Genomic DNA, 19,668 nt, shown 5'->3' with positions numbered 1-19,668 from the left:
ACATGCACGCGGTAGCGCGCACCCTGCTCCGTGACCACGTGGGGCTCGGGCACTTCCCCCGCCATCAGCCGCGTCTCGGTACGGCCATCAAAGCGACACTGGTAGACCCAGTTCAGCGGCTGGCCGGGCACTAGGTGCTGCCAGCGCGCGGCGAGTGCGGTGCCGACCACAGCCAATACGTCGTCGCTAGCAGGTTGGAAGCTGGTGAGTACAAATACAGGCGGAAAAACATCCAGCGCCCAGTGTTCGCAGCCAGGGTGTAGGCCGCCCCGACCGTGGAAGATGCGCCGGACATCGGTGGAGAGGTCCATCGTGGCGATGGCGTGGAGTAAGGCGTGCATGGGATGGCAGACTGAAAATCAAACCCCAATAGTAAAAGAAAAGCCGCTCAGCGCTTACAGAGTATGCGCAACCAGCTACTGAAACAATAGCATTTTCAAACGGTTGAACTACTGGCGTGCTGGTGGCACATGGGCGCGCATCTAGATGTCGGCATGGGTAAAGGCGTGGTGGGTGACCACCATTTCGGCCTTTTTCTGCAGTCTCGGGTAATCCCGTATTTGCAAATGAAACCGGTTTCATATACTTGCGGCAACCCTGAAAAATGACTCCACCGTGCATTACCAATTCCAATTTGACGCTGTGTTTGCCGCCTGGCCCTTGCTACTCAAGGGCACCTGGATCACCGTGCAACTTTCGCTTACGGCCACCCTGTTGGGCCTGGTGGTGGCCATCGCCTGTGCCTGGGGCAAGACCTCAGGGCCGGGCTGGGTGCGGTTTGTGGTGAATGCCTATATCGAGCTGATCCGCAACACACCTTTTTTGGTCCAGCTGTACTTCTTTTTCTTTGCCCTGCCGTCGATTGGCCTGCGTTGGTCGCCCTACACCGCGGCCCTGACCGCCATGGTGGTGAACCTGGGCGCTTATGCCGCCGAGATCGTGCGCGCGGGCATTGAGTCCATCCCCAAGGGGCAGATCGAGGCCGGTCGGGCGCTGAACCTGTCGCCCTCGAAAATCTTTCGTTTCATCATCCTCAAGCCTGCGCTGAAGGCGATCTATCCGGCCCTGACCAGCCAGTTCATTTTGCTGATGCTGAGTTCGGCCGTGGTGTCCGTAATCTCGGCAGACGACCTGACTTCGGTGGCCGCCAACCTGCAGTCGCAAACCTTCCGCAGTTTTGAGATTTACATCGTCGTAGCGGTGATCTATCTGGCCCTGGCCCTGTCGTTCTCGGCGCTGTTCAAGCTGATCTACCAGCACGCGCTTAACTACCCTGACCGTCGCTGAGGCCCACCATGCGCACTTTTGGCACCAACGAATTTTTCTTTATTCTGCAAGCGGCCCAATGGACGCTGGCACTCTCCGCCATCGCCTTTGTCGGGGGCTCCCTGCTGGGCCTGCTGGTGGCACTGGGCCGTACCGCCGAGCATGCCGCAGTCCGCGGCGCAGCCACCGTATTCATCCAGGTGTTTCAGGGTACGCCTTTGCTACTGCAGCTGTTTTTGATTTTCTTTGGCGCGCCAGTGTTGGGGCTGGACATCAACCCCTGGCTGGCCGCTGGCATCGCGCTGGTACTCAACAGCGCGGCGTTTCTGGGTGAAATCTGGCGCGGCTGCATCCAGGCGGTGCCGCGCGGGCAGCTGGAGGCAGCGCAGGCGTTGAATCTGCGCTACGTGGCCCGCATGCGCTATGTGGTGCTGCCCCAGGCTTTCAAGATTGCGCTGCCGCCCACCGTGGGTTATGTGGTGCAAATCATCAAGGGCACGTCGCTCGCCGCGATCATTGGTTTCACCGAAATCACCCGGGCCGGCCAAATCATCAACAACGCCACTTTCCAGCCTTTGCAGGTGTTTGCCACGGTAGCGGCTTTGTACTTCGTAATTTGCTGGCCTTTGTCGCTAGCGGCGGCCCGCATGGAGCGCCAACGTGCCAAGACGCTGGCGCGCTGAGCCGTAAGCGTCAAGGCAAGCGCATCGTTTTCCGTTTCTTTCATCCACCCTCAGGAGACACACCATGACTATTTCCCTGCAACGCCGCACTGCCACCTCTGCGCTGGCAGCCTTGGGGCTGGCAACCGCACTGGGCGTATTTGCCACCCATGCCTCGGCGCAGTCGGTAGCCGATATCAAGAAAAAGGGCGAAATTTCGGTCGGCATGCTGGTGGACTTTCCGCCCTATGGCACCACCAATGCGCAGAACCAGCCGGATGGCTACGACGCCGATGTGGCCAAGCTGTTGGCCAAAGACCTAGGTGTCAAGGTCAACATCGTGCCATTGACCGGCCCTAACCGGATTCCATTCCTGTTGACCAATAAGGTGGACGTGTTGGTGGCTTCTTTGGCCATCACGCCAGAGCGTGCCAAGCAGGTGCAGTTCTCCCAGCCCTACGCTGCAGCCACCATCGTGCTGTATGGCAAAACCACCACCAGCATCAAATCCGCTGCCGACCTCAAGGGTGTCCGTGTGGGTGTGGCCCGCGCCAGCACACAAGACGTTGCCGTCACCAAGGCTGCCCCCGAGGGCGTGGAAATTCGCCGCTTCGACGACGACGCTTCCGCCATGCAGGCGTTGATATCGGGCCAGGTAGATGCCATTGGCTGCTCGGTCACCGTAGCGGCCCAAATCGCCAAACGCGTGCCACCCAATACCTATGAGAACAAGTTCAACCTGGTGCAACAGGCGATGGGCATTGCCAGTCGCCCCGGACAGGACGAGTTGGGCAAAGCCATGAACGATTTTGTGGCCCGCAACACCGCCAACGGTGAGCTGAACAAGCTCTACCGCAAGTGGCTGGAAACCGATCTGCCCAAGCTGCAATAAAGGACAGGCCATGACGGACGCAGTCACGAACGCGGGCGCCCAAGGCGTTGCAATGGAACCCATCATCCGCATGGAAGGGGTGAACAAGTGGTACGACCGCTTTCAGGTGTTAACCGACATCCACTTGTCGGTGCGCCCCGGCGAACGCATCGTGGTCTGCGGGCCCTCGGGCTCCGGCAAGTCCACGTTGATACGCTGCATCAACCGCCTGGAATCGGTGCAACAAGGCCGCATCGTGGTGGATGGCATTGAGCTGACAGCCGGTGGCAAAAATGTGGATGCAGTGCGCGCAGAAGTCGGCATGGTGTTTCAGCAGTTCAACCTCTTTCCCCATCTGACTATTCTGGAAAACTGCACCCTGGCCCCGATGCGCTCCAAGGGCATGGGCAAGGAAGCGGCCGAGGCGATTGCCATGCGCTACCTAACCCGGGTGCGCATTCCCGAGCAGGCACTCAAATACCCTAGCCAACTCTCGGGCGGGCAGCAACAGCGGGTGGCCATCGCGCGTGCGCTGTGCATGTCGCCCAAGGTCATGCTGTTTGACGAACCTACGTCGGCGCTGGACCCAGAGATGGTCAAAGAGGTGCTGGACACCATGATGGGCCTCGCCGAGGACGGTATGACCATGCTGTGTGTGACCCACGAAATGGGCTTTGCTCGCAACGTGGCCGACCGGGTCATCTTTATGCCCGACGGAAAAATACTGGAACAGGCACCGCCCCAGCAATTCTTTGCGCAGCCGCAACACGAGAAAACCCGCCAGTTCCTGGGCCAGATCCTGACCTCACACCACGCCTGAAATGACAACATTCGCATTCGATGTAGCCCTGTTTGGCGAGGCCATGCTGCTATTGGTGGCCAATGAGCCGGGTCCACTGGAACACGCCACTGGCTTTTACAAACGCACCGCGGGTGCCGAGACCAATGTAGCCATTGGGTTGGCGCGCTTGGGGCTACGGGTGGGGTGGGCCAGCCGCCTGGGCACCGACTCCATAGGCCGTGCCCTGCTCGCCACCATGCAGGCCGAAGGCATTGATTGTTCGCACGTCCGCTGCGAGGCAGACCAACGCACGGGCTTCCAGTTCAAGGAACGCGTGACCGACGGACGCGACCCCCTGGTGGAATCCCACCGCAAGGGCTCGGCCGCCAGCCAAATGACACCCGCCGATGTGGACGAGCCCTGGCTACGCAGCGCACGCCATCTGCATGCCACCGGGGTGTTTGCCGCCATCTCGCCCACCAGCTTGCAGACGGCGGTGCGCACACTGGAAGTAATGCGGGCCGCCGGGCGCACCATTTCATTTGACCCCAATCTGCGCCCTGCGCTGTGGGAGTCGACCGAGGTCATGCGCCATTGGATCAACGAGCTGTCGCGCTATGCCGATTGGGTGCTACCGGGTCTGGAAGAAGGCGTATTGCTCACGGGCGCGACCTCCCCGGAAGACATTGCGCGTTTCTACCGGAAACGCGGCGCGAAGCTGGTGGTCGTCAAGCTGGGGGCCGATGGAGCGTATTTCGACAGTGACGCGGCCGGAACAGGCTATGTGGCGGGTTGCCCGGTGGCCAAAGTGGTGGATACCGTGGGGGCTGGAGATGGCTTTGCCGTGGGCGTGGTCAGCGCCTTGCTGGAGGGTTTAACGGTGCCTGCGGCGGTACAGCGCGGCGCGTGGATAGGAGCGCGGGCGGTCCAGGTACTAGGCGATACCGAAGGCTTACCCACCCGCGCGCAACTACAAGAGGCCTTGCTATGACGCGCCAAAACGTACTGGTGTTTCGTGCGCTGCCGCCGGACCAATTGGCGCGGCTGGAAGCCGAGCACGATGTAGTCTGCGCAGACCCCAAAGACCCGGCCCAGCGCCTACAGTTTGAAGCGGCACTGGCCGAGGCCCATGGTCTGATCGGTTCGAGTTACCCGATCAATAGCCCCCTGCTACAGCGTGCTCCGCAGTTGCGTGTGGTGTCCAGTATTTCCGTGGGCGTGGACAACTACGACCTGGATGCGCTGAAAGACCGCGGCATCTTGCTATGCCATACCCCTGGCGTGCTGGACGAAACCGTGGCCGACACCGTCTTTGCGCTGTTGATGGCGACCAGCCGCAGAGTGGTGGAGTTGTCGCAGCTGGTACGGGAAGGCCTTTGGCAGCGCAACATTGGGGAAGATTTGTTTGGTTTCGATGTACATGGCAAAACCTTGGGGCTGCTGGGCTTTGGCCGCATAGGCCAAGCTATTGCGCGCCGGGCGGCGCTGGGGTTTCGCATGCCGGTGGTGTACAGCACACGGAACCCCATGGACCTGGCCGCGACTGCTCCGGAATTGCAGGGACTGGCCCACCGCCTGCCCCAAGACGAGCTGTTGGCACGCGCCGACTTTGTGGTCGCCATGCTGCCACTCACCGAAAGCACCCGGGGCATGGTGAACGCCAAAATGTTTGCCGCCATGAAGCCCGGTGCCATCTTCATCAACGGCGGGCGCGGTGCTACCGTGGTGGAAGCCGACCTGTTGGCCGCATTGGACTGTGGAAGCTTGCGTGCGGCGGGCTTGGATGTCTTTGCGCAAGAGCCCTTGCCATTGAATTCGCCGCTGCGCACCCATCCACGGATCACGCCATTACCCCATATTGGATCTGCCACGCATGAGACACGACACGCTATGGCGGTGCTGGCTACGGACAATTTGCTGGATGCCCTGGCCGGGCAAAAGCCTAAGGCGGTGTACGACAATCGCCGGCTATGAGCCGACGCCCCACGATTGTTGATGTAGCCACCGAGGCCGGTGTTTCCAAGGCCACGGTGTCGCGTTATTTCAACCACCGCGAACGTCTGCTGAGTCCCGATATTGCGGCCCGCGTCGAAACAGCGATTGCCAAGTTGGGCTATTCGCCCAGCCCCATGGCCCAAGCGCTCAGCCATGGCCGCTCGCGGCTGATCGGGCTGGTGGTGGCCGACATTACCAACCCCTACTCCGTGGCGGTTTTGCGGGGTGCGGAAAAAGTCTGCCAGGAAGCGGGCTATCTCGTCATGCTGTTCAACCTGGGTAATGATCGGTCGCGTGAGCGCGTGGCCATTGACGCGTTAGCCAGTTACCAAGTGGACGGCTTCATCTTGAACACCCAGGGGCAAGAAGACGGGCATATGGATATGGCCGCCCTGCGAGGCATTCCGGCGGTGTTGGTGGACAGGCGGCATCCGGGTTTGGACGCTGACTTTGTATCCCTGGACAACCCGCAGGCCATCCGCAGTGCTTGTGACCATCTGGTCGACCAGGGCTGGCGCGACTTGCTGTACCTGACCCAGCCGATGGTTGGTGTGAGTTCACGGCTGGAACGCATGGAAGCCTTTCGCCAGTGCGTACAACGGCACGGAGCGGCTGTGCATGGCAAGGTGCAGGAGCTGCACACCGACGACAACGCTGCGCTGGTTCCGTTACTGCAGCAATGGCGGGCCGCCGCAGGCACCAAGCGACCACCGGCCATCGTGACCGGCAACTCGGTGGTCACGCTTCGCGTTGCTGCGGCGATCGACCAATTGGGTTGGAGCTTTGGAGAAGACCTGGGTTTTGTGGGCGTGGACGATCCCGAATGGGCACCGCTGATTCGCCCAGGGCTTAGTGCGGTGGCCCAACCCACCGATGCCATAGGCCAATGTGCCGCCCAGTGCCTGATGGAGCGGCTGGGTGGTTTACAGAGCCCCGCACGTGAGCGACTACTACCGGGGCAACTGGTGGTACGTGGGTCTTCATTACGCCGCCCCGCCCGCTGACGCTCCAACGTCAGAGGCCGGTCTGCATTTGGCACTGTTGTTCATTAAGCTCCTAAGGCTGCCAGACGCGCCTCCACCCTGCGATGGCCACGAATCGACATCACCAAAGATGCCACCGCCAACACCATCAAGCCCACGGCAATAGGGCGACTGACAAGAATCGCCGCATCACCCCCTGAAATCACCAGGGCACGGCGCAAATTCGATTCCGCCATCGGTCCCAAAATCAAGGCCAGCAAAATGGGTGACAAGGGGTAGTCGTAGCGCGCCATGAGGTAGCCAATAATGCCGAAGGCCAGCGTGGTGTAGACGTCAAACATATTGCTGCGCATGGCAAACGCGCCCACCATGGACAACACAAAAATCGCGGGCGTGAGAATGGCACGGTCTACCAGAATCACCTTGGCAAACAGACGGATACCTGCCATGCCGATGAATTGCATGGCGAACTGGGCCAGCATCATGGAAGCAAAAATTTGGTAGACCACGTCCATGTGCTCCTTGTAGAGCATAGGCCCGGGCTGCAACCCCTGTACGACGAAGGCACCCAGCAACACCGCGGTCACGGCATCACCGGGTACGCCCAGCGACAGCAGAGGAATCATGGCACCACCGGAGCAGGCGTTGTTGGCGCTTTCGCTGGCCGCCACCCCATTGATCTCACCGGTGCCAAATTTTTCTGGCTCACTGGATGCCCGTTTGGCCTCGCCATAGGCGACGAACGCGGCAATGTCGCCCCCTGCTCCGGGAATAGCCCCTATACCGGTGCCGATCAAGCTCGACCGAATCAGTGTCTTGTAGGTGGCCTTGATGTCGGCCCAGGTCGGCAGGTAGCGATCCAGATTGGCCTTGGCCTGCTGGATTTGGCCGGTCTTCTGGACTTCGTTGAACACCTCCGACACCGCAAACAGTCCGATCAAGGTGGGAATGAAAGGAGGGCCCTCCATCATTTCCATCATGCCCATGGTGAACCGTGGAAAGCCTGAAATGGGATCAAACCCGATGGAGGCGATCAGCAAGCCCAGAAAGGCCGACATGGCCCCCTTGATCAGCGAGCGCCCTGAAATAGAGACAATGACCGACAGCCCAAAAATCGCGAGCCCGAAGTACTCCATCGGCCCAAACTCCAGCGCAATACTGGAAATATACGGCGAGGCGAAGGTCATGATCAGTGCCCCCATCACACCGCCGAAAAAGGAGGCAAATAGTGCCATGGACATGGCCCTGCCTGCTTCGCCCCGCTTGGCCATGGGATAGCCGTCCAACACCGTGGCCGCACCGGCCGGTGTACCCGGCGTGCGAATCAGAATGGCCGATATCGACCCGCCATACATGGCACCGCAGTAAATACCGATCAGCATGGAGATGCTCTCCAGCGCCGGGCGGCCAAAGGTCAGCGGAACCAACAAAGCAACGCCCATGGTGGCCGTTAAACCCGGCAAAGCACCGATCACGATGCCAGCAGTGGTGCCGACACAGATCATCAGCAGAATGCTGGGCGTAAACACGGTGCCATAGCTTGACAACATCAAGCCCCAATTGAAATCCATGGTGTGTGCCCCTACAAAATGCTGGACAAAATGCCGGCTGGCAAGGACAGATGCAGGGCCTTCTCGAACACCCCCCAGACACCCGCCGTGATGAGGGCCGGTCCACACAGAATGAGCACAGGCTTGCGCAAACCCATCACCAAAACCATCAGGGTGAGAAAAATAATCGATGTCGGAATAAAGCCCAATGGCTCCAGCACCGCAACAAAGCTCACGGCGGCAGCCAACATCATCAGGCCGCGCTGCAGGCCTTTGTCGGACAGCCTTAGGGGTTGCAACTCGCCTTTGCTCCTGCCACGCAGTGCATTCACCACCAACACAGCGCTGAACAAAAACAGTGCGACTGCCAGCAGGCTAGGAAAGAAACCGGGGCCGATTTTCATGACCACGTCGGTCGGCATGGTCGAGCTTTGCCAAAAAATGAAGACACCGATCAGCATTCCGATCAGTCCCCCAACGATGTCTGCAGTTTTCATAGGCCCACCCATTCCAATCTCACACTAATCACTGGCATCCGTTAGAAAAAAAAGTATCCAGTCGGCCCCGTTCCCCCACAACACCTTACTTTTTCGCCAGACCCAGCTTGGTCATTACCGCGTCCACGTCTCGGTAGTTCTGGTCCAGAAATTTACTGAAATCAGGACCGTCCTGGTAAGACAGGTTGAGCGATGCCTTGGCGGCGAAGTCCTTGAAATCCTGGGAGTCAAATGCCTTCTTGTACGCCGCGACAATTTTTGCCCTGGCATCGGCAGGCATGCCCTTGGGACCGGCCAGACCACGCCAAGTGAAGAACTGCACATCAACGCCCTGCTGAATGAAGGTCGGTACGTCGGGGAAGAGCTTGTCCCGCTCAGAGGACATCACACCCAGAATCTTCAGGTTGCCGGCCTGCACCTGACCACGCACTTCCGACACCGACACGGCCACGGCCTTGATGTGCCCACCTACCAGGGCCGTCACCGCGGGCTGGGCCCCATCGAACGGAACATGCTTGACGGTCACACCCGTTTTTTCCGCGGCCAACCCGGCGGCAATATGCCAGACCGAACCGGGCCCGGAGTTGCCCACGGTGATCTCACCAGGATGGCTTTTGGCGTAGTCCATGAAACCGCGCACGGTGCTGTAGGGCGCATCCGTACGCACAGTCAGCGCTGCAGGGTCGGAGTTGATGCGCATCAGCGGGTCAAAGTTCTTCCAGGTAAACGGTACCAAGCCTTGCGGCGGCAAAGAGTTGAGTTCGAAGGTGATCATGCCCACGGTGTATCCATCTGGCCGTGCCGCACGGATGGCGTTGTGCCCGATCGCACCGCCACCACCGGTTTGGTTAACCACGTTAATGGTTTGGCCCAGGTACTTTTCGGCTTCTTTGGACAACGCCCTCAGCAAGGTATCGGTACCACCACCCGCAGTCCAAGGACAAATCATGGTGATGGGTTTATCCGGAAAAGCGGCAAAAGCAGGCATCGCCAACATGCTGGAAGCCAATGCCATCGAACCAAGGATCAGGTTTCTGCGTTTCATGTCTACCTCTTTTGTTGCTGCTATGGGGAAAAGTTCGTCTGCGGCAGCGTGTCGAAATGACAGCGGCCTCTTTAATAAAGCGCGATTCGGCAAGTTTCCACGTTTAAATGAAACCGGTTTCATAAATTATAAAAATAGAACAACCACTAGGTAACTATGGGAAACCCTCAGTCCATCTGGTTCGGATGGCAAACTGGGACGGCGGTGTAGTTCTGCGCGGAACGAGGCCAATACCCGGGGCATTCGTCTCGCGCAGGTTGCAGTTCGACCCAATCAACATCGGCCGTACTGATACCTTATTACAGGCAATTTTCGAGCAGTAAAAATACGCTTAGCGCCTGTATTGGTTGCGCTGCCAGCTGCCAAATTCGTAGCAAAAAATGAATCGCAGCTATCACTTCTTGGCAGACGCCAAGTCTGCGTAACTACCGTGCGCCAATTCCCCGTCCATGCCGATGGACTCGCCTAGCGCGGGATGCGGGTGGATGGCTTGGCCGATGTCCATCCCACCTGCGTCTCTCGCGATCGCCAGGGCATCACTCCGAACATGCCGCCAACGAGAATTTCGGCGTGGCCGCGGACTTCTGGGCTGTCCTCCTACCGAGGTTTGGCGAACCAATTGGGGCGCGGTGAATGGCTGCAACGTAAATGTGCTTTTGGCGACCTTCCCTACCGCCATCCGTACCCCGTACGGTGGCAGGCCGTCGAAGATTTGCAGGCGTGCGCCTGCGTTGGATAGTTCGATTACAGGAACGTCTGCACAGCCTTGTTGGTGCGCTGTCGAACAGACCTCGCACATCCAAGCCGGTATAACGGTAGAAAAATTGGCAATTTGCGCAGGCTATTCTTGGGCTTTTCCACCGTGATCTGCTTCGGCGGCCGCTCGCTGGTCCCGACTCTTGACTGACCGCCCCGTCACTACCCCATGCACTCCGTCACCATCACCCTCTTGCTGCTGCTCGCCGTAGTGCTTAGCGACCTACTCTCACGGGCGCTGGAGTCAAGCCTGCCTTTCACGATTCCCAAGCCTCTGATCCAGGTGGCTTTCGGCGTAGTAATGGGCCTATTCCCGTCACTAGTAGTCACGCTGGAACCGGGGGTCTTCTTCCTCTTGCTGCTGGCACCCTTGCTGTTCTTGGACGGCTGGCGCATACCGGGCGAAGAGCTGTTAAAGGACCGGGGCAGCGTGGTTCAACTGGCGCTGGGCCTGGTAGTGCTCGCGGTGCTTGGCATAGGTCTGTTCGTTCATGCACTGATTCCGGCGATACCCCTACCCGTTGCCTTCGCGCTGGCTGCGGTGCTGTCTCCTACCGACCCGATTGCCGTCTCGGCCATCGCCCGCCGCGTACCCATGCCGCCGCGCATGATGCGGATACTGGAAGGCGAGTCGTTACTGAACGACGCCTCTGGCCTGGTGTGTTTCAAGCTCGCTCTAGCAGCCATGCTGACGGGCAGCTTCTCGGTGCAGACCGCGATACTCAATTTCGCCTGGTTAGCCGTTGCCGGTGTAGTAACCGGAGTGGGCCTGACGCTGCTGCTAACCACCATGAAGAACGCTGCCGCACGGCGACTGGGCGAGGACAGTGGCGCACAGATCCTGATCAGCCTGCTGATTCCCTTCGGCTGCTACATGCTGGCCGAACGCTTGGGCGGCTCAGGCGTGCTAGCAGCCGTAGCCGGCGGTTTGACGATGTCTGTGGTGGAAAGCTCTGGCAAGGCCAGCGCCACCACGCGGATACGCCGCAGCACCTTTTGGGACGTTATCAGCTTTGCAGCCAACGGTGCAGTCTTTGTGCTGCTGGGTGAGCAGCTACACGGCATCGTTGAGGAGTTCAACAAGCCTGACGGGCCCGGCGGCGGCCCGCAGAGTTTGGCGTGGCTGGGGCTGTACGTGGTGGCCATCACCGCCGCACTGGTCGCGATTCGCTTCGCGTGGGTGTTTGTCTCGCTGCGGCTGCGGCTGTTCAGACGCAACCGCACGCCAGATGCGCTGGCCACGCCGCAAGACCTGACCTTGCGCATGATCGCGGTGATGTCGCTAGCCGGCGTCCGCGGCGCGGTGTCACTAGCTGGCGTGCTGGGCTTGCCTTTAATGCTGCCTGGGGGTGCCCCTTTCCCTGCGCGTACCCTGGTCATCGCGCTGGCCATGGGCGTGATCGCGCTATCCCTGGTGTTGGCTGCGGTGGCGTTGCCCCTATTGCTGAACAGTCTGGTGCAACCGGCAGACACCGCGCAGGCGCAGGAAGAAGATACAGCCCGGCTGGGCTCAGCCCGCGCTGCAGTGGCCGCTATCGAGTCCCTGGAGCGCGAGCGCCCGGCAGACCACCCCGACGCAGCGCTATACACCGCCGCGGCAGCACGCTTGCTGGCACTGTACCGAACCCGCATGGACAACCGCGACGGCAGCACCGAGACCCTGGCGCAAGCGCAGCGCGTGGATGCCATTGAACGCGAGATGCGTTTGGCCGCGTTGCGTGCCGAGCGCAGCACACTGTTTCGTGAACTGCGCGCAAGGCGGCTGGGAAGCAGCACGGCCCGCAAGCTGGTGCGAGAACTGGACCTGCTAGAAGCCAGGCAACTTATCTAACCAGGACAGCAGTCATTTAGCGATTCATGTCGCCGCCATGCATGCCGACCATTCCATTGCCAAGCAGAAAAACAGTCGCAGTTGCCCCAGCCGTAACCGACTCGTAAGGCCTTCTTGCGCTCAGAGTTTCTCGGTCTCGCCGGTCTTGGGCTGCCACTTCATCAGCCGCTGCTCGATGCGGCCCACCAAGCTGTCCAGTGCCAGGGCAAACACCGTTAGCACCACAATGCCGGCCATCACGGTGTTGATGTCAAAGCTGCCTTCGGCCTGCAGAATCAGGTAGCCCACGCCCGAGCTCGATCCCAGGTATTCGCCCACCACCGCCCCCACAAACGCCAGGCCAACCGACGTGTGCAGCGAGCTGAACACCCAGCTGGTAGCGCTGGGCAGGTACACATGGCGCAGCAGCTGGCGCCGGTCGGCACCCAGCATACGCGCGTTGGCCAGCACCACGTGGCTGACCTCCTTCACACCCTGGTAGACGTTGAAAAACACAATGAAAAACACCAACGTGACACCCAACGCAACCTTGGAGCCCATGCCGAGTCCAAACCACACCGAGAAAATCGGTGCCAAGATGATGCGCGGCATGGCGTTCATGGCTTTGATGTAGGGCTCCAAAATGGCCGAGGCCATGGGGGCCAGCGCCAGCCACAAGCCGCCCGCCAGGCCCAAGCCGGAGCCGATGGCAAAGGCCATCAGCGTCTCGGCCAGGGTGATGCCCAGGTGCTTGTAAATGTCGGCATCCACCACAAACCAGGCCCAGATGCGCTTGCCCACCTGGACCGGCTCGCCAAAGAAGAACGCAGCCTGGCTCTCGTTGCTGAACATCATCGGCGGAATCAGCCCAGGCGCCGTCATCACATACCAAAACACAAACAGCAGCAGCAATAGCACCAGCTGCCAGATCCACAAATTGCCGCGGCGCGGCTTCAACCAGGTCCACATGTGCTGTATGCGTGCTTTATGCCGCCGTAAGTTGTTGTTGGTAGCCCTTGAGCACTTCTTCGCGCAACACGGCCCAAATGGCCTGGTGCAGCGCGATGAAGCGGGGCGTCGTCTTGACTTCGGCCACGTCGCGCGGACGCTCGATGTCAATCACAAAGTCGCCAATCGGGTGGCTCCCCGGCCCGGCGCTGAGCACCACCACGCGGTCGCTCATGGCAATGGCTTCGTCCAGATCGTGGGTGATGAACAGCACGGCCTTCTTTTTAGACTGCCATAGCGCCAGCAGCTCGTTTTCCATGAGCTGGCGCGTCTGGATATCCAGCGCAGAAAAAGGCTCGTCCATCAAAATAATGTCGGGGTCGAGCACCAGGGTCTGTGCCAGGCTCACCCGCTTGCGCATGCCACCGCTGAGCTGGTGCGGATAGCGGTCGCCAAAGCGGCCCAGGCCCACGCGGCGTAGCCATTCTTCACTTTGCGCGCGTGCCTGGTCCTGCGGCACGCCATGGAACTCCAGCCCGGCCATCACGTTGCCCAGCGCGGTGCGCCAGGGCATCAGGCTCTCGGCCTGGAACATATAACCGGCACGCCGGTTAAGTCCGTGCAGGGCCTCGCCAAACACCTTTACCGTGCCCGCGCTGGGAGTCAGCAAGCCGGCCCCCACATTCAGCAGCGTGCTTTTGCCGCAGCCGGTCGGCCCCACCACGCTGACAAATTCACCGGCACCCACCGACAGCGTTACGTCCTGCACGGCGGTGTAGCGTTGACCTGGGTTGTTCCGGTCCGTGAAGGTGCAGGCCACACCCTGCAGCGCAAGCGCAGCCGCCACGTCAGCCTTTGGGGTACTTAGCATTGGCCTTTTTGACGAACTCGTTGGTGTAGATGGCGTTCAGGTCAATTTTGGTGCTGCCCAGCTTGGCATCCACGCTGACCAGTGCCTTGTAGGCGGTCTCGGCACCTTTGGGCGGGATCATGCCGTCGGGTGACAGCGCGTTTTGTGCGGCCAGGAACCCATCGATATAAACCGCACGGTCCCCCAGCAAGTAGCTTTCAGGCACCACCTTGATGATCTCGCCCGCGCTCGCACGGCGGATCCACTTGTCCGCCCGCACCATGGCATTGGTCAGGGCCTGCACGGTGTTGGGGTTCTTGTCGATAAAACTCTGCGGCGCGTACAGGCAACCGGCGGGCATGGGGCCTGCAAACACTTTTTCTGCCTCGGCGACGTTGCGGGTGTCGGTGACGATCTTCAAGTCGCCCGAGCGCAGCAGCAGGGTGATGACCGGGTCCAGGTTACTCACCGCGTCGATTTGCCCCGAACGCATGGCCGCGACCGCTCCACTGCCTGCGCCCACACCGACAAAGCTCACGTCGCTGGGTTTCAGGCCAGCCTTGGCCAGCACATAGTTGACCATTACGTTGGTGGAACTACCCGGCGCGGTTACTCCAATTTTCTTGCCTTTGAGGTCGGCGACCGACTTGAAGTTGGGCATAGTTTTGGGGTTGATGCCTAACACGATCTGCGGCGCTAAGCCTTGCAGCACAAAGGCGCGCATGGCCTGGCCCTTTGCCTGCATGGCAATCGTGTGCTCGAACGCGCCCGACACCACATCAGCGCTGCCGCCGACCACCGCTTGCAGCGCTTTGGAGCCACCGGCAAAGTCCACAATGGTGACGTCCAGCCCTTCCGCCTTGAAGTAGCCCAGTTGCTCCGCGATGGTCAGCGGCAGGTAATAAAACAGATTTTTACCGCCCACGGCGAGCGTCACAGCGGGTTTCTCAAGGGCTTGTGCCGCGGCCCATTGGGGTATGGCGGCGGTGGCGATGCCTCCAATGGCACCAGCGATCCATTCGCGTCTTTGCATGGTTTTGTCTCCAAATATGTAGATCAACAGGCGGCTTCGTTGATGGCGGCCATCCTATCATCATACGACTTGGCAAAAAGCATTTTGTCCTTGTCCAGCAAGGGCAATAAGCTATCAAAATCATTGTGCCAAATGGTGCGGCAAACAATCGACAAGCAGTACAGTGGTGACGCGACGGGTGGATCGACTGCCTGAAGCCAGTCCTCAACAAGGTCTCGGCTCGCCAACCCGACGAGCGCATTGTCATGCTCATCGATAGCGTGGGTTGGCAGCGTAGTGTTGGCCTCAAGGCTCCGGTCAACATTCATCTATTGAAGCTTCCGCCCTGTCCACATAAGCTCAAACCCATAGAGCAGTTCATTGCGGTTGCCTCATGGGTATTCTTATGAAGCGGTTACGGCCGATAACCCTCGAACCAAGGTGTCTTGCGGGTATGCCCGCCGTCTCAAAAAGTACGAAAGGATGGGATAGTGTCCATTCCGGCGCGCCATCCCATCCTCTCGCAACTTGGCCCAGTTGATAGCTACCTGCCTACGTAGGGCACTGGCAGGTCACGCCACTTTGCGTTTCGATGCCATGCGCAGCAGCGGTGGCACGACCACCATCAGCACTGCACCGATCCACAGCCCCCGACAGATCGTGCTATCCACCAAAATTCCCAGCTCGCCGTTGGTGATCGACAAGGCACGGCGCAAGTTTTGCTCCATCATGTCGCCCAGCACAAAGCCCAGAATCAACGGGGCCATAGGCACACCTTGTTTGCGCAACAAGTAGCCCACCACACCCAGACCCGACATCAGCATCAAGTCAAACGTGGTTGCATGGACCGAGAACACACCCACCGCGCTGATTGCCAGAATGCCAGGTACCAACGCCCAGTTAGGCAAGCGCAGCACACGGGTAAACAGGCCAACCATCGGAATGTTGATAAAAAGCAGCATCACATTGGCAACGAACAACGAGGCAATCAGCCCCCACACCAGCGTCGGGTTCTGTGAAAACAGTGCCGGGCCGGGTGTGATGTTGTAGAGAGACAGCGCCCCCACCATCACTGCAGTGGTCCCCGAGCCTGGCACACCGAGTGTGAGCATAGGTACAAAAGACCCCGCAGCAGATGCGTTGTTGGCAGCCTCTGGTGCAGCCACGCCACGGATATCACCCTCACCAAACGTACCAGAGGCACCAGCCAGTCGCTTCTCAGTGGAATAGGCCATGGCGCTGGCAATGGTGGCACCAGCACCTGGCAACACGCCAACCACAAAGCCCAACACAGACGACCGCAACACGACCCAGCGGGTATAGACCAATTCCTTCATGTTGAACATGCTTCGCCCGGTGATCTTGAGCATGCCAGCGCTGCTGTGGTGCTGCTCCAGCATCAGCAAAATCTCGCTGATCGAAAACACGCCAATCACCACCACAATGAACTGGATACCGTCCGACAAGTGCAGGTTGTCACCAGTGAAGCGGTAAACCCCCGAGTTGGAGTCGAGCCCAACGGTGGACAGCGACAAGCCAATGACTGCCGCCAAAACTGCCTTTATGGGTGCATCACCCATCAAGCCGGTGATGCAGGCAAAGGCGAAACACATCAGTGCAAAGTATTCTGCCGGGCCAAAAGCCAAAGCCCAGCGCGCCAACAGCGGCGCAAACAGCACGATGCCAAGGGTGGCGACAGCCGACCCGACAAACGAACTCCAGGCCGAGATGGACAGTGCTACACCGGCCTGACCGTTCTTGGCCATGGGATAGCCGTCTAACGCAGTCATGATTGCACCCGCATCGCCCGGCACATTCAGCAGGATCGACGAAATGCGACCACCAAATTCACAGCCCATGTAGACCGCTGCCAACAGAATCAACGCGGTATCAGGCGGCAGCTTGAGTGCAAAGGCCAGGGGCATCAAAATTGCCACGCCATTGATAGGCCCCAACCCGGGCAACATACCGACCATGGTGCCAATCAAACCACCCAACGCGGCTACCAGCAAATTGGTGGGTGTCAGCGCCACGCCAAAGCCGGTCATCAAGTATTGCAAGGTATCCATTAGCGCCCCCCTAGAACGAACGACAGCAATCCGGTGGGCAGCACCACGTCGAGCAGCTTGTCAAATAGCAAAAACAGCACCAATCCAATGCCGATACCACCGGCCAAAGACTGCTTCCAGCTGCCGCCAAACGCCATGCCTACAGGCAAAGCCATTAGCGAGGTTGCCAGGGTGAACCCCAGGGTCTCGAATAGCCCGGCGTAGATAAACACCGCTGCCACCGACATCAAAAACGGCTTGTAATGGGCCCGCTCCATGCCAAAGGTCTGTGCACTGGGCCGCACCACCAGCCAGGCACCTGCCGCAGCCAGAAGACCGGCTAGCAGCATTGGAAAAGCGCGTGGCCCCACCGGCTCATAAGATATGGCTGCTGCGTAACCTTGCGCAGCCCAGGCCATGCCTGCGCCCGCCACTACGCAGATCGCTCCAAGAAGACGGTCGCTCATTTGACAACATTCAAACCAAAATCGGCCGCCATGGTGCGGTAAGCAGCCACGCGTTGCTTAATGTAAGCATCGAGCTCAGCACCCGTCATCGCAAACTTAAACAAGCCGCGCTCAGCACGTAGTTTGTTGAATTCAGGTGTCGCCATCATCTTGTTGAAGGTGTCAACCCAGACCTTGTAGTCGGCATCGCTGACCTTAGGGCCCAGGTAGAAGCCACGAATGATCGGCCACTCGACATCCATGCCCTGCTCTTTGGCCGTAGGCACGTTGGCCAGACCGCCTTCCAGGCGCTTGTCGGACATGACCGCCAGCACGCGAATTTTGGCCCCGGCCTTGATCTGCTCTTCGGCCTCGGAAGCATCTCCCGAATACACCTGCACATGGCCACCTTGCAGCGCTGTGATGGCTTCGCCACCGCCTTCAAAGGCTACAAAGCGCATCGCCTTGGGGCTCAAGCCGGCCGCACGGGCAGTCAACGCCGCTTTCATCCAGTCCTGGCTGCCAATAGAGCCACCAGCACCAAACACCACCTTGGACGGATCAGCCTTAACCGCAGCAACCAGGTCTTTCAGGGTTTTGAAAGACGAGTTCTCTGCCACGATGACTGCACCAAAATCGCTGCCGACGGCTGACAACCAACGCACATCATTTTCGTTGTAGCGGCCAAACTTGCCCTGCGCAATATTCAAGAGCGAGCCGCCTGAGTACGCCACCAGGGTATTGGCCTCAGCCGGGCGCTGCGCAATGATGGTGTTATAGGCCACCGCACCAATACCACCAGGCATGTAGGTAATGCGCATCGGGTCGGCCGAGTATTTGCCTTGCTGCAAGGCAGCCTGAGCCAGTTTGCAAGTGAGATCGAAGCCACCGCCTGGCTTGGCTGCTGCGATGCATTCGGTTTTGTCGAGTGGGCCGGCCATTGCTGCGCCGACCGTGCCAGCCAGGAATAGTGAAATCAGGGATTTTTTCAGTGTCATGGTGTCTCCACGAGGTTTAGGGGGTACCCCTCCAATTCGCCTTTTGAATCAGAAAGTGGCTGGACCTTATCAATTCAAGGCTTTCGGGTACCTTTCAAAAAAATCGCAAAAGCCCGCGGGGAAACCCTGATTCACTCGTTTGCGACAGCGCGCGGCAACAGCATAGACACCGCCAACCCCTGACCGTCTGGACCCTCAGCGACACGCATGGCACCACCATGGCGTTCAGCCACCGAGCGCACGATCGCCAGTCCCAAACCAGAGCCCGGCTGGCTCACTCCAGCCCCCCGAAAAAACCGCTCGCCAGCACGGGCCCGCTCCGGTGCAGGCATGCCTGGACCGGTGTCTTGTACTGTGATTGCCACCTCGTTTAGCGCCTGCCGGAGCTGAACGGTCACCTGGGCCCCGCGCGGCGAATAACGAATCGCGTTGTGCAATAAATTAGACAACGCCTCCTTCACCAGTGCTGGTTGTGCTGCGCACAACATAGGCTGCGCAGGCGCATCAAGCCCCAGGTCAATACCAAGGGTACGGGCATCTGACCACCACTGCCGAGTGACTTGCTCGGCCAAGGCCCGGACATCCACCGCCTCCATCACGACCTCTGCGCTATCAACGCGTGCAAGCGCCAACATTTGATTGGTCTGGCGCACGGTTTCTTCCAGTTGCGCCTTGATGGCAAGCATTGCCTCGCGCTGGTTGGCGGGATTGGCCTCGCGCAGTGCAAAGTTCACTTGGGTGGTCAGCGTCGCCAGCGGCGTACGCAGTTGGTGCGAAGCATCGTCGACAAAGCGCTGGCGTGCCTCGGCATGCTGCCGACTACGGTCAATATGAAAATTAATGGCATCCACCAAAGGCTTGACATCCGCTGGAATGCCTTGAGATGAAATGGGTGTGAGGTCTTGAGCCGCCCGTGCCTGCACATCGTTGCGCAAACGCCGCAGTGGGCGCAGCGCCCACCCAACCGCCACCACCATCAACGCTGTAGCGGCCCCCAAGAGTAAGATGTCGCGCGCCACCGAATTCCACACCAGCGCCCGGGTAAAGTCTTGCCGGGACTGTAGCGTCTCCGCCACCTGGATTACCAATCGCTGCCCGGGTGGCTGCCCAGCCAGCGGCTTATCCAGCACCCGCACATAGGTGCCCACAC

At 59.7% G+C, this 19,668-nt stretch carries 21 protein-coding genes; 9 read left to right on the top strand and 12 right to left on the bottom strand.

What is annotated here, in order from left to right:
• The coding region (locus ABI213_RS19490) for a class I SAM-dependent methyltransferase (protein WP_348028323.1) at positions 1 to 341 on the bottom strand (341 nt) is incomplete at its 3' end.
• Positions 342 to 615: 274 nt separating this feature from the next.
• Between ABI213_RS19490 and ABI213_RS19485 the strand changes: the two genes are divergently transcribed.
• The 7 genes from ABI213_RS19485 (at position 616) to ABI213_RS19455 (ending at position 6,579) form a co-directional block, all read left to right on the top strand.
• Positions 616 to 1,287: an amino acid ABC transporter permease gene (locus ABI213_RS19485; RefSeq protein WP_348005469.1), complete on the top strand. Its 672-nt coding sequence runs from the start codon at positions 616 to 618 to the stop codon at positions 1,285 to 1,287.
• A gap of 8 nt (positions 1,288 to 1,295) precedes the next feature.
• A complete protein-coding gene (locus tag ABI213_RS19480; protein WP_348005470.1) occupies positions 1,296 to 1,949 on the top strand; it encodes an amino acid ABC transporter permease in 654 nt (217 codons plus the stop codon).
• A gap of 64 nt (positions 1,950 to 2,013) precedes the next feature.
• Entirely contained in the window at positions 2,014 to 2,820 is an 807-nt protein-coding gene (locus ABI213_RS19475) for a transporter substrate-binding domain-containing protein (protein WP_348005471.1), read from the top strand.
• A 10-nt stretch (positions 2,821 to 2,830) separates the two neighbouring features.
• On the top strand, positions 2,831 to 3,619 hold the full coding sequence (locus ABI213_RS19470) for an amino acid ABC transporter ATP-binding protein (protein WP_348005472.1): 789 nt from the start codon (positions 2,831 to 2,833) through the stop codon (positions 3,617 to 3,619).
• 1 nt (position 3,620) lies between these two features.
• A complete protein-coding gene (locus ABI213_RS19465) occupies positions 3,621 to 4,571 on the top strand; it encodes a sugar kinase (protein WP_348005473.1) in 951 nt (316 codons plus the stop codon).
• Positions 4,568 to 5,554, top strand: coding sequence for a D-glycerate dehydrogenase (locus ABI213_RS19460; RefSeq protein WP_348005474.1), 987 nt, complete (start codon positions 4,568 to 4,570; stop codon positions 5,552 to 5,554). The genes ABI213_RS19465 and ABI213_RS19460 overlap by 4 nt, the downstream gene beginning before the upstream one ends.
• Positions 5,551 to 6,579 (top strand): LacI family DNA-binding transcriptional regulator, encoded by a 1,029-nt coding sequence (locus ABI213_RS19455; protein WP_348005475.1) that lies wholly within the window; start codon positions 5,551 to 5,553, stop codon positions 6,577 to 6,579. The genes ABI213_RS19460 and ABI213_RS19455 overlap by 4 nt, the downstream gene beginning before the upstream one ends.
• A gap of 44 nt (positions 6,580 to 6,623) precedes the next feature.
• Here ABI213_RS19455 and ABI213_RS19450 read toward each other — a convergent pair whose 3' ends face one another.
• From ABI213_RS19450 to ABI213_RS19440, 3 genes are all read right to left on the bottom strand, one after another.
• Positions 6,624 to 8,129 carry a tripartite tricarboxylate transporter permease gene (locus ABI213_RS19450; RefSeq protein WP_348005476.1) on the bottom strand — a complete coding sequence of 502 codons (1,506 nt, stop codon included), beginning with the start codon at positions 8,127 to 8,129 and terminating at the stop codon, positions 6,624 to 6,626.
• A gap of 11 nt (positions 8,130 to 8,140) precedes the next feature.
• Positions 8,141 to 8,605 carry a tripartite tricarboxylate transporter TctB family protein gene (locus tag ABI213_RS19445; protein ID WP_348005477.1) on the bottom strand — a complete coding sequence of 155 codons (465 nt, stop codon included), beginning with the start codon at positions 8,603 to 8,605 and terminating at the stop codon, positions 8,141 to 8,143.
• An 85-nt stretch (positions 8,606 to 8,690) separates the two neighbouring features.
• Positions 8,691 to 9,554 carry a tripartite tricarboxylate transporter substrate binding protein gene (locus tag ABI213_RS19440; protein WP_348005478.1) on the bottom strand — a complete coding sequence of 288 codons (864 nt, stop codon included), beginning with the start codon at positions 9,552 to 9,554 and terminating at the stop codon, positions 8,691 to 8,693.
• Here ABI213_RS19440 and ABI213_RS19435 point away from each other — a divergent pair.
• Complete coding sequence (locus tag ABI213_RS19435) at positions 9,553 to 9,804, top strand: hypothetical protein (protein WP_348005479.1); 252 nt, start codon at positions 9,553 to 9,555, stop codon at positions 9,802 to 9,804. The two genes, ABI213_RS19440 and ABI213_RS19435, sit on opposite strands and share 2 nt — an antisense overlap.
• A 771-nt stretch (positions 9,805 to 10,575) precedes the next feature.
• Entirely contained in the window at positions 10,576 to 12,237 is a 1,662-nt protein-coding gene (locus ABI213_RS19430; protein WP_348005480.1) for a Na+/H+ antiporter, read from the top strand.
• Positions 12,238 to 12,357: 120 nt separating this feature from the next.
• Here ABI213_RS19430 and ABI213_RS19425 read toward each other — a convergent pair whose 3' ends face one another.
• From ABI213_RS19425 to ABI213_RS19390, 8 genes are all read right to left on the bottom strand, one after another.
• Positions 12,358 to 13,185, bottom strand: coding sequence for an ABC transporter permease (locus tag ABI213_RS19425; protein WP_348028321.1), 828 nt, complete (start codon positions 13,183 to 13,185; stop codon positions 12,358 to 12,360).
• Between the two features lie 16 nt (positions 13,186 to 13,201).
• Positions 13,202 to 14,011: an ABC transporter ATP-binding protein gene (locus ABI213_RS19420; RefSeq protein WP_348005482.1), complete on the bottom strand. Its 810-nt coding sequence runs from the start codon at positions 14,009 to 14,011 to the stop codon at positions 13,202 to 13,204.
• A gap of 1 nt (position 14,012) precedes the next feature.
• Positions 14,013 to 15,047: an ABC transporter substrate-binding protein gene (locus tag ABI213_RS19415; protein WP_348005483.1), complete on the bottom strand. Its 1,035-nt coding sequence runs from the start codon at positions 15,045 to 15,047 to the stop codon at positions 14,013 to 14,015.
• Between the two features lie 23 nt (positions 15,048 to 15,070).
• Positions 15,071 to 15,355: a hypothetical protein gene (locus ABI213_RS19410; RefSeq protein WP_348005484.1), complete on the bottom strand. Its 285-nt coding sequence runs from the start codon at positions 15,353 to 15,355 to the stop codon at positions 15,071 to 15,073.
• Positions 15,356 to 15,598: 243 nt separating this feature from the next.
• A complete protein-coding gene (locus tag ABI213_RS19405) occupies positions 15,599 to 17,095 on the bottom strand; it encodes a tripartite tricarboxylate transporter permease (protein WP_348005485.1) in 1,497 nt (498 codons plus the stop codon).
• Positions 17,095 to 17,541 (bottom strand): tripartite tricarboxylate transporter TctB family protein, encoded by a 447-nt coding sequence (locus ABI213_RS19400; protein ID WP_348005486.1) that lies wholly within the window; start codon positions 17,539 to 17,541, stop codon positions 17,095 to 17,097. The genes ABI213_RS19405 and ABI213_RS19400 overlap by 1 nt, the downstream gene beginning before the upstream one ends.
• Positions 17,538 to 18,461 (bottom strand): tripartite tricarboxylate transporter substrate binding protein, encoded by a 924-nt coding sequence (locus ABI213_RS19395; protein WP_348005493.1) that lies wholly within the window; start codon positions 18,459 to 18,461, stop codon positions 17,538 to 17,540. Before ABI213_RS19395 ends, ABI213_RS19400 begins: the two co-directional genes overlap by 4 nt.
• A 188-nt stretch (positions 18,462 to 18,649) precedes the next feature.
• The coding region (locus tag ABI213_RS19390) for an ATP-binding protein (RefSeq protein WP_348028319.1) at positions 18,650 to 19,668 on the bottom strand (1,019 nt) is incomplete at its 5' end.

The organism is Rhodoferax sp. (assembly GCF_039922535.1).
GTDB lineage: Bacteria > Pseudomonadota > Gammaproteobacteria > Burkholderiales > Burkholderiaceae_C > Rhodoferax_B.
This window is presented reverse-complemented; position numbering and strand designations above follow the sequence as displayed.

What these genes read in the sequence shown, in the direction of transcription:
- ABI213_RS19395 (WP_348005493.1), bottom strand. Translation starts at nt 18,461, where the DNA reads ATGGCCGGCCCACTCGACAAAACCGAATGCATCGCAGCAGCCAAGCCA.
- ABI213_RS19445 (WP_348005477.1), bottom strand. Translation starts at nt 8,605, where the DNA reads ATGAAAACTGCAGACATCGTTGGGGGACTGATCGGAATGCTGATCGGT.
- ABI213_RS19465 (WP_348005473.1), top strand. Translation starts at nt 3,621, where the DNA reads ATGACAACATTCGCATTCGATGTAGCCCTGTTTGGCGAGGCCATGCTG.
- ABI213_RS19475 (WP_348005471.1), top strand. Translation starts at nt 2,014, where the DNA reads ATGACTATTTCCCTGCAACGCCGCACTGCCACCTCTGCGCTGGCAGCC.
- ABI213_RS19480 (WP_348005470.1), top strand. Translation starts at nt 1,296, where the DNA reads ATGCGCACTTTTGGCACCAACGAATTTTTCTTTATTCTGCAAGCGGCC.
- ABI213_RS19440 (WP_348005478.1), bottom strand. Translation starts at nt 9,554, where the DNA reads ATGATTTGTCCTTGGACTGCGGGTGGTGGTACCGATACCTTGCTGAGG.
- ABI213_RS19450 (WP_348005476.1), bottom strand. Translation starts at nt 8,129, where the DNA reads ATGGATTTCAATTGGGGCTTGATGTTGTCAAGCTATGGCACCGTGTTT.
- ABI213_RS19460 (WP_348005474.1), top strand. Translation starts at nt 4,568, where the DNA reads ATGACGCGCCAAAACGTACTGGTGTTTCGTGCGCTGCCGCCGGACCAA.
- ABI213_RS19435 (WP_348005479.1), top strand. Translation starts at nt 9,553, where the DNA reads ATGGTGATGGGTTTATCCGGAAAAGCGGCAAAAGCAGGCATCGCCAAC.
- ABI213_RS19405 (WP_348005485.1), bottom strand. Translation starts at nt 17,095, where the DNA reads ATGGATACCTTGCAATACTTGATGACCGGCTTTGGCGTGGCGCTGACA.
- ABI213_RS19400 (WP_348005486.1), bottom strand. Translation starts at nt 17,541, where the DNA reads ATGAGCGACCGTCTTCTTGGAGCGATCTGCGTAGTGGCGGGCGCAGGC.
- ABI213_RS19425 (WP_348028321.1), bottom strand. Translation starts at nt 13,185, where the DNA reads ATGTGGACCTGGTTGAAGCCGCGCCGCGGCAATTTGTGGATCTGGCAG.
- ABI213_RS19415 (WP_348005483.1), bottom strand. Translation starts at nt 15,047, where the DNA reads ATGCAAAGACGCGAATGGATCGCTGGTGCCATTGGAGGCATCGCCACC.
- ABI213_RS19430 (WP_348005480.1), top strand. Translation starts at nt 10,576, where the DNA reads ATGCACTCCGTCACCATCACCCTCTTGCTGCTGCTCGCCGTAGTGCTT.
- ABI213_RS19470 (WP_348005472.1), top strand. Translation starts at nt 2,831, where the DNA reads ATGACGGACGCAGTCACGAACGCGGGCGCCCAAGGCGTTGCAATGGAA.
- ABI213_RS19410 (WP_348005484.1), bottom strand. Translation starts at nt 15,355, where the DNA reads ATGAATGTTGACCGGAGCCTTGAGGCCAACACTACGCTGCCAACCCAC.
- ABI213_RS19455 (WP_348005475.1), top strand. Translation starts at nt 5,551, where the DNA reads ATGAGCCGACGCCCCACGATTGTTGATGTAGCCACCGAGGCCGGTGTT.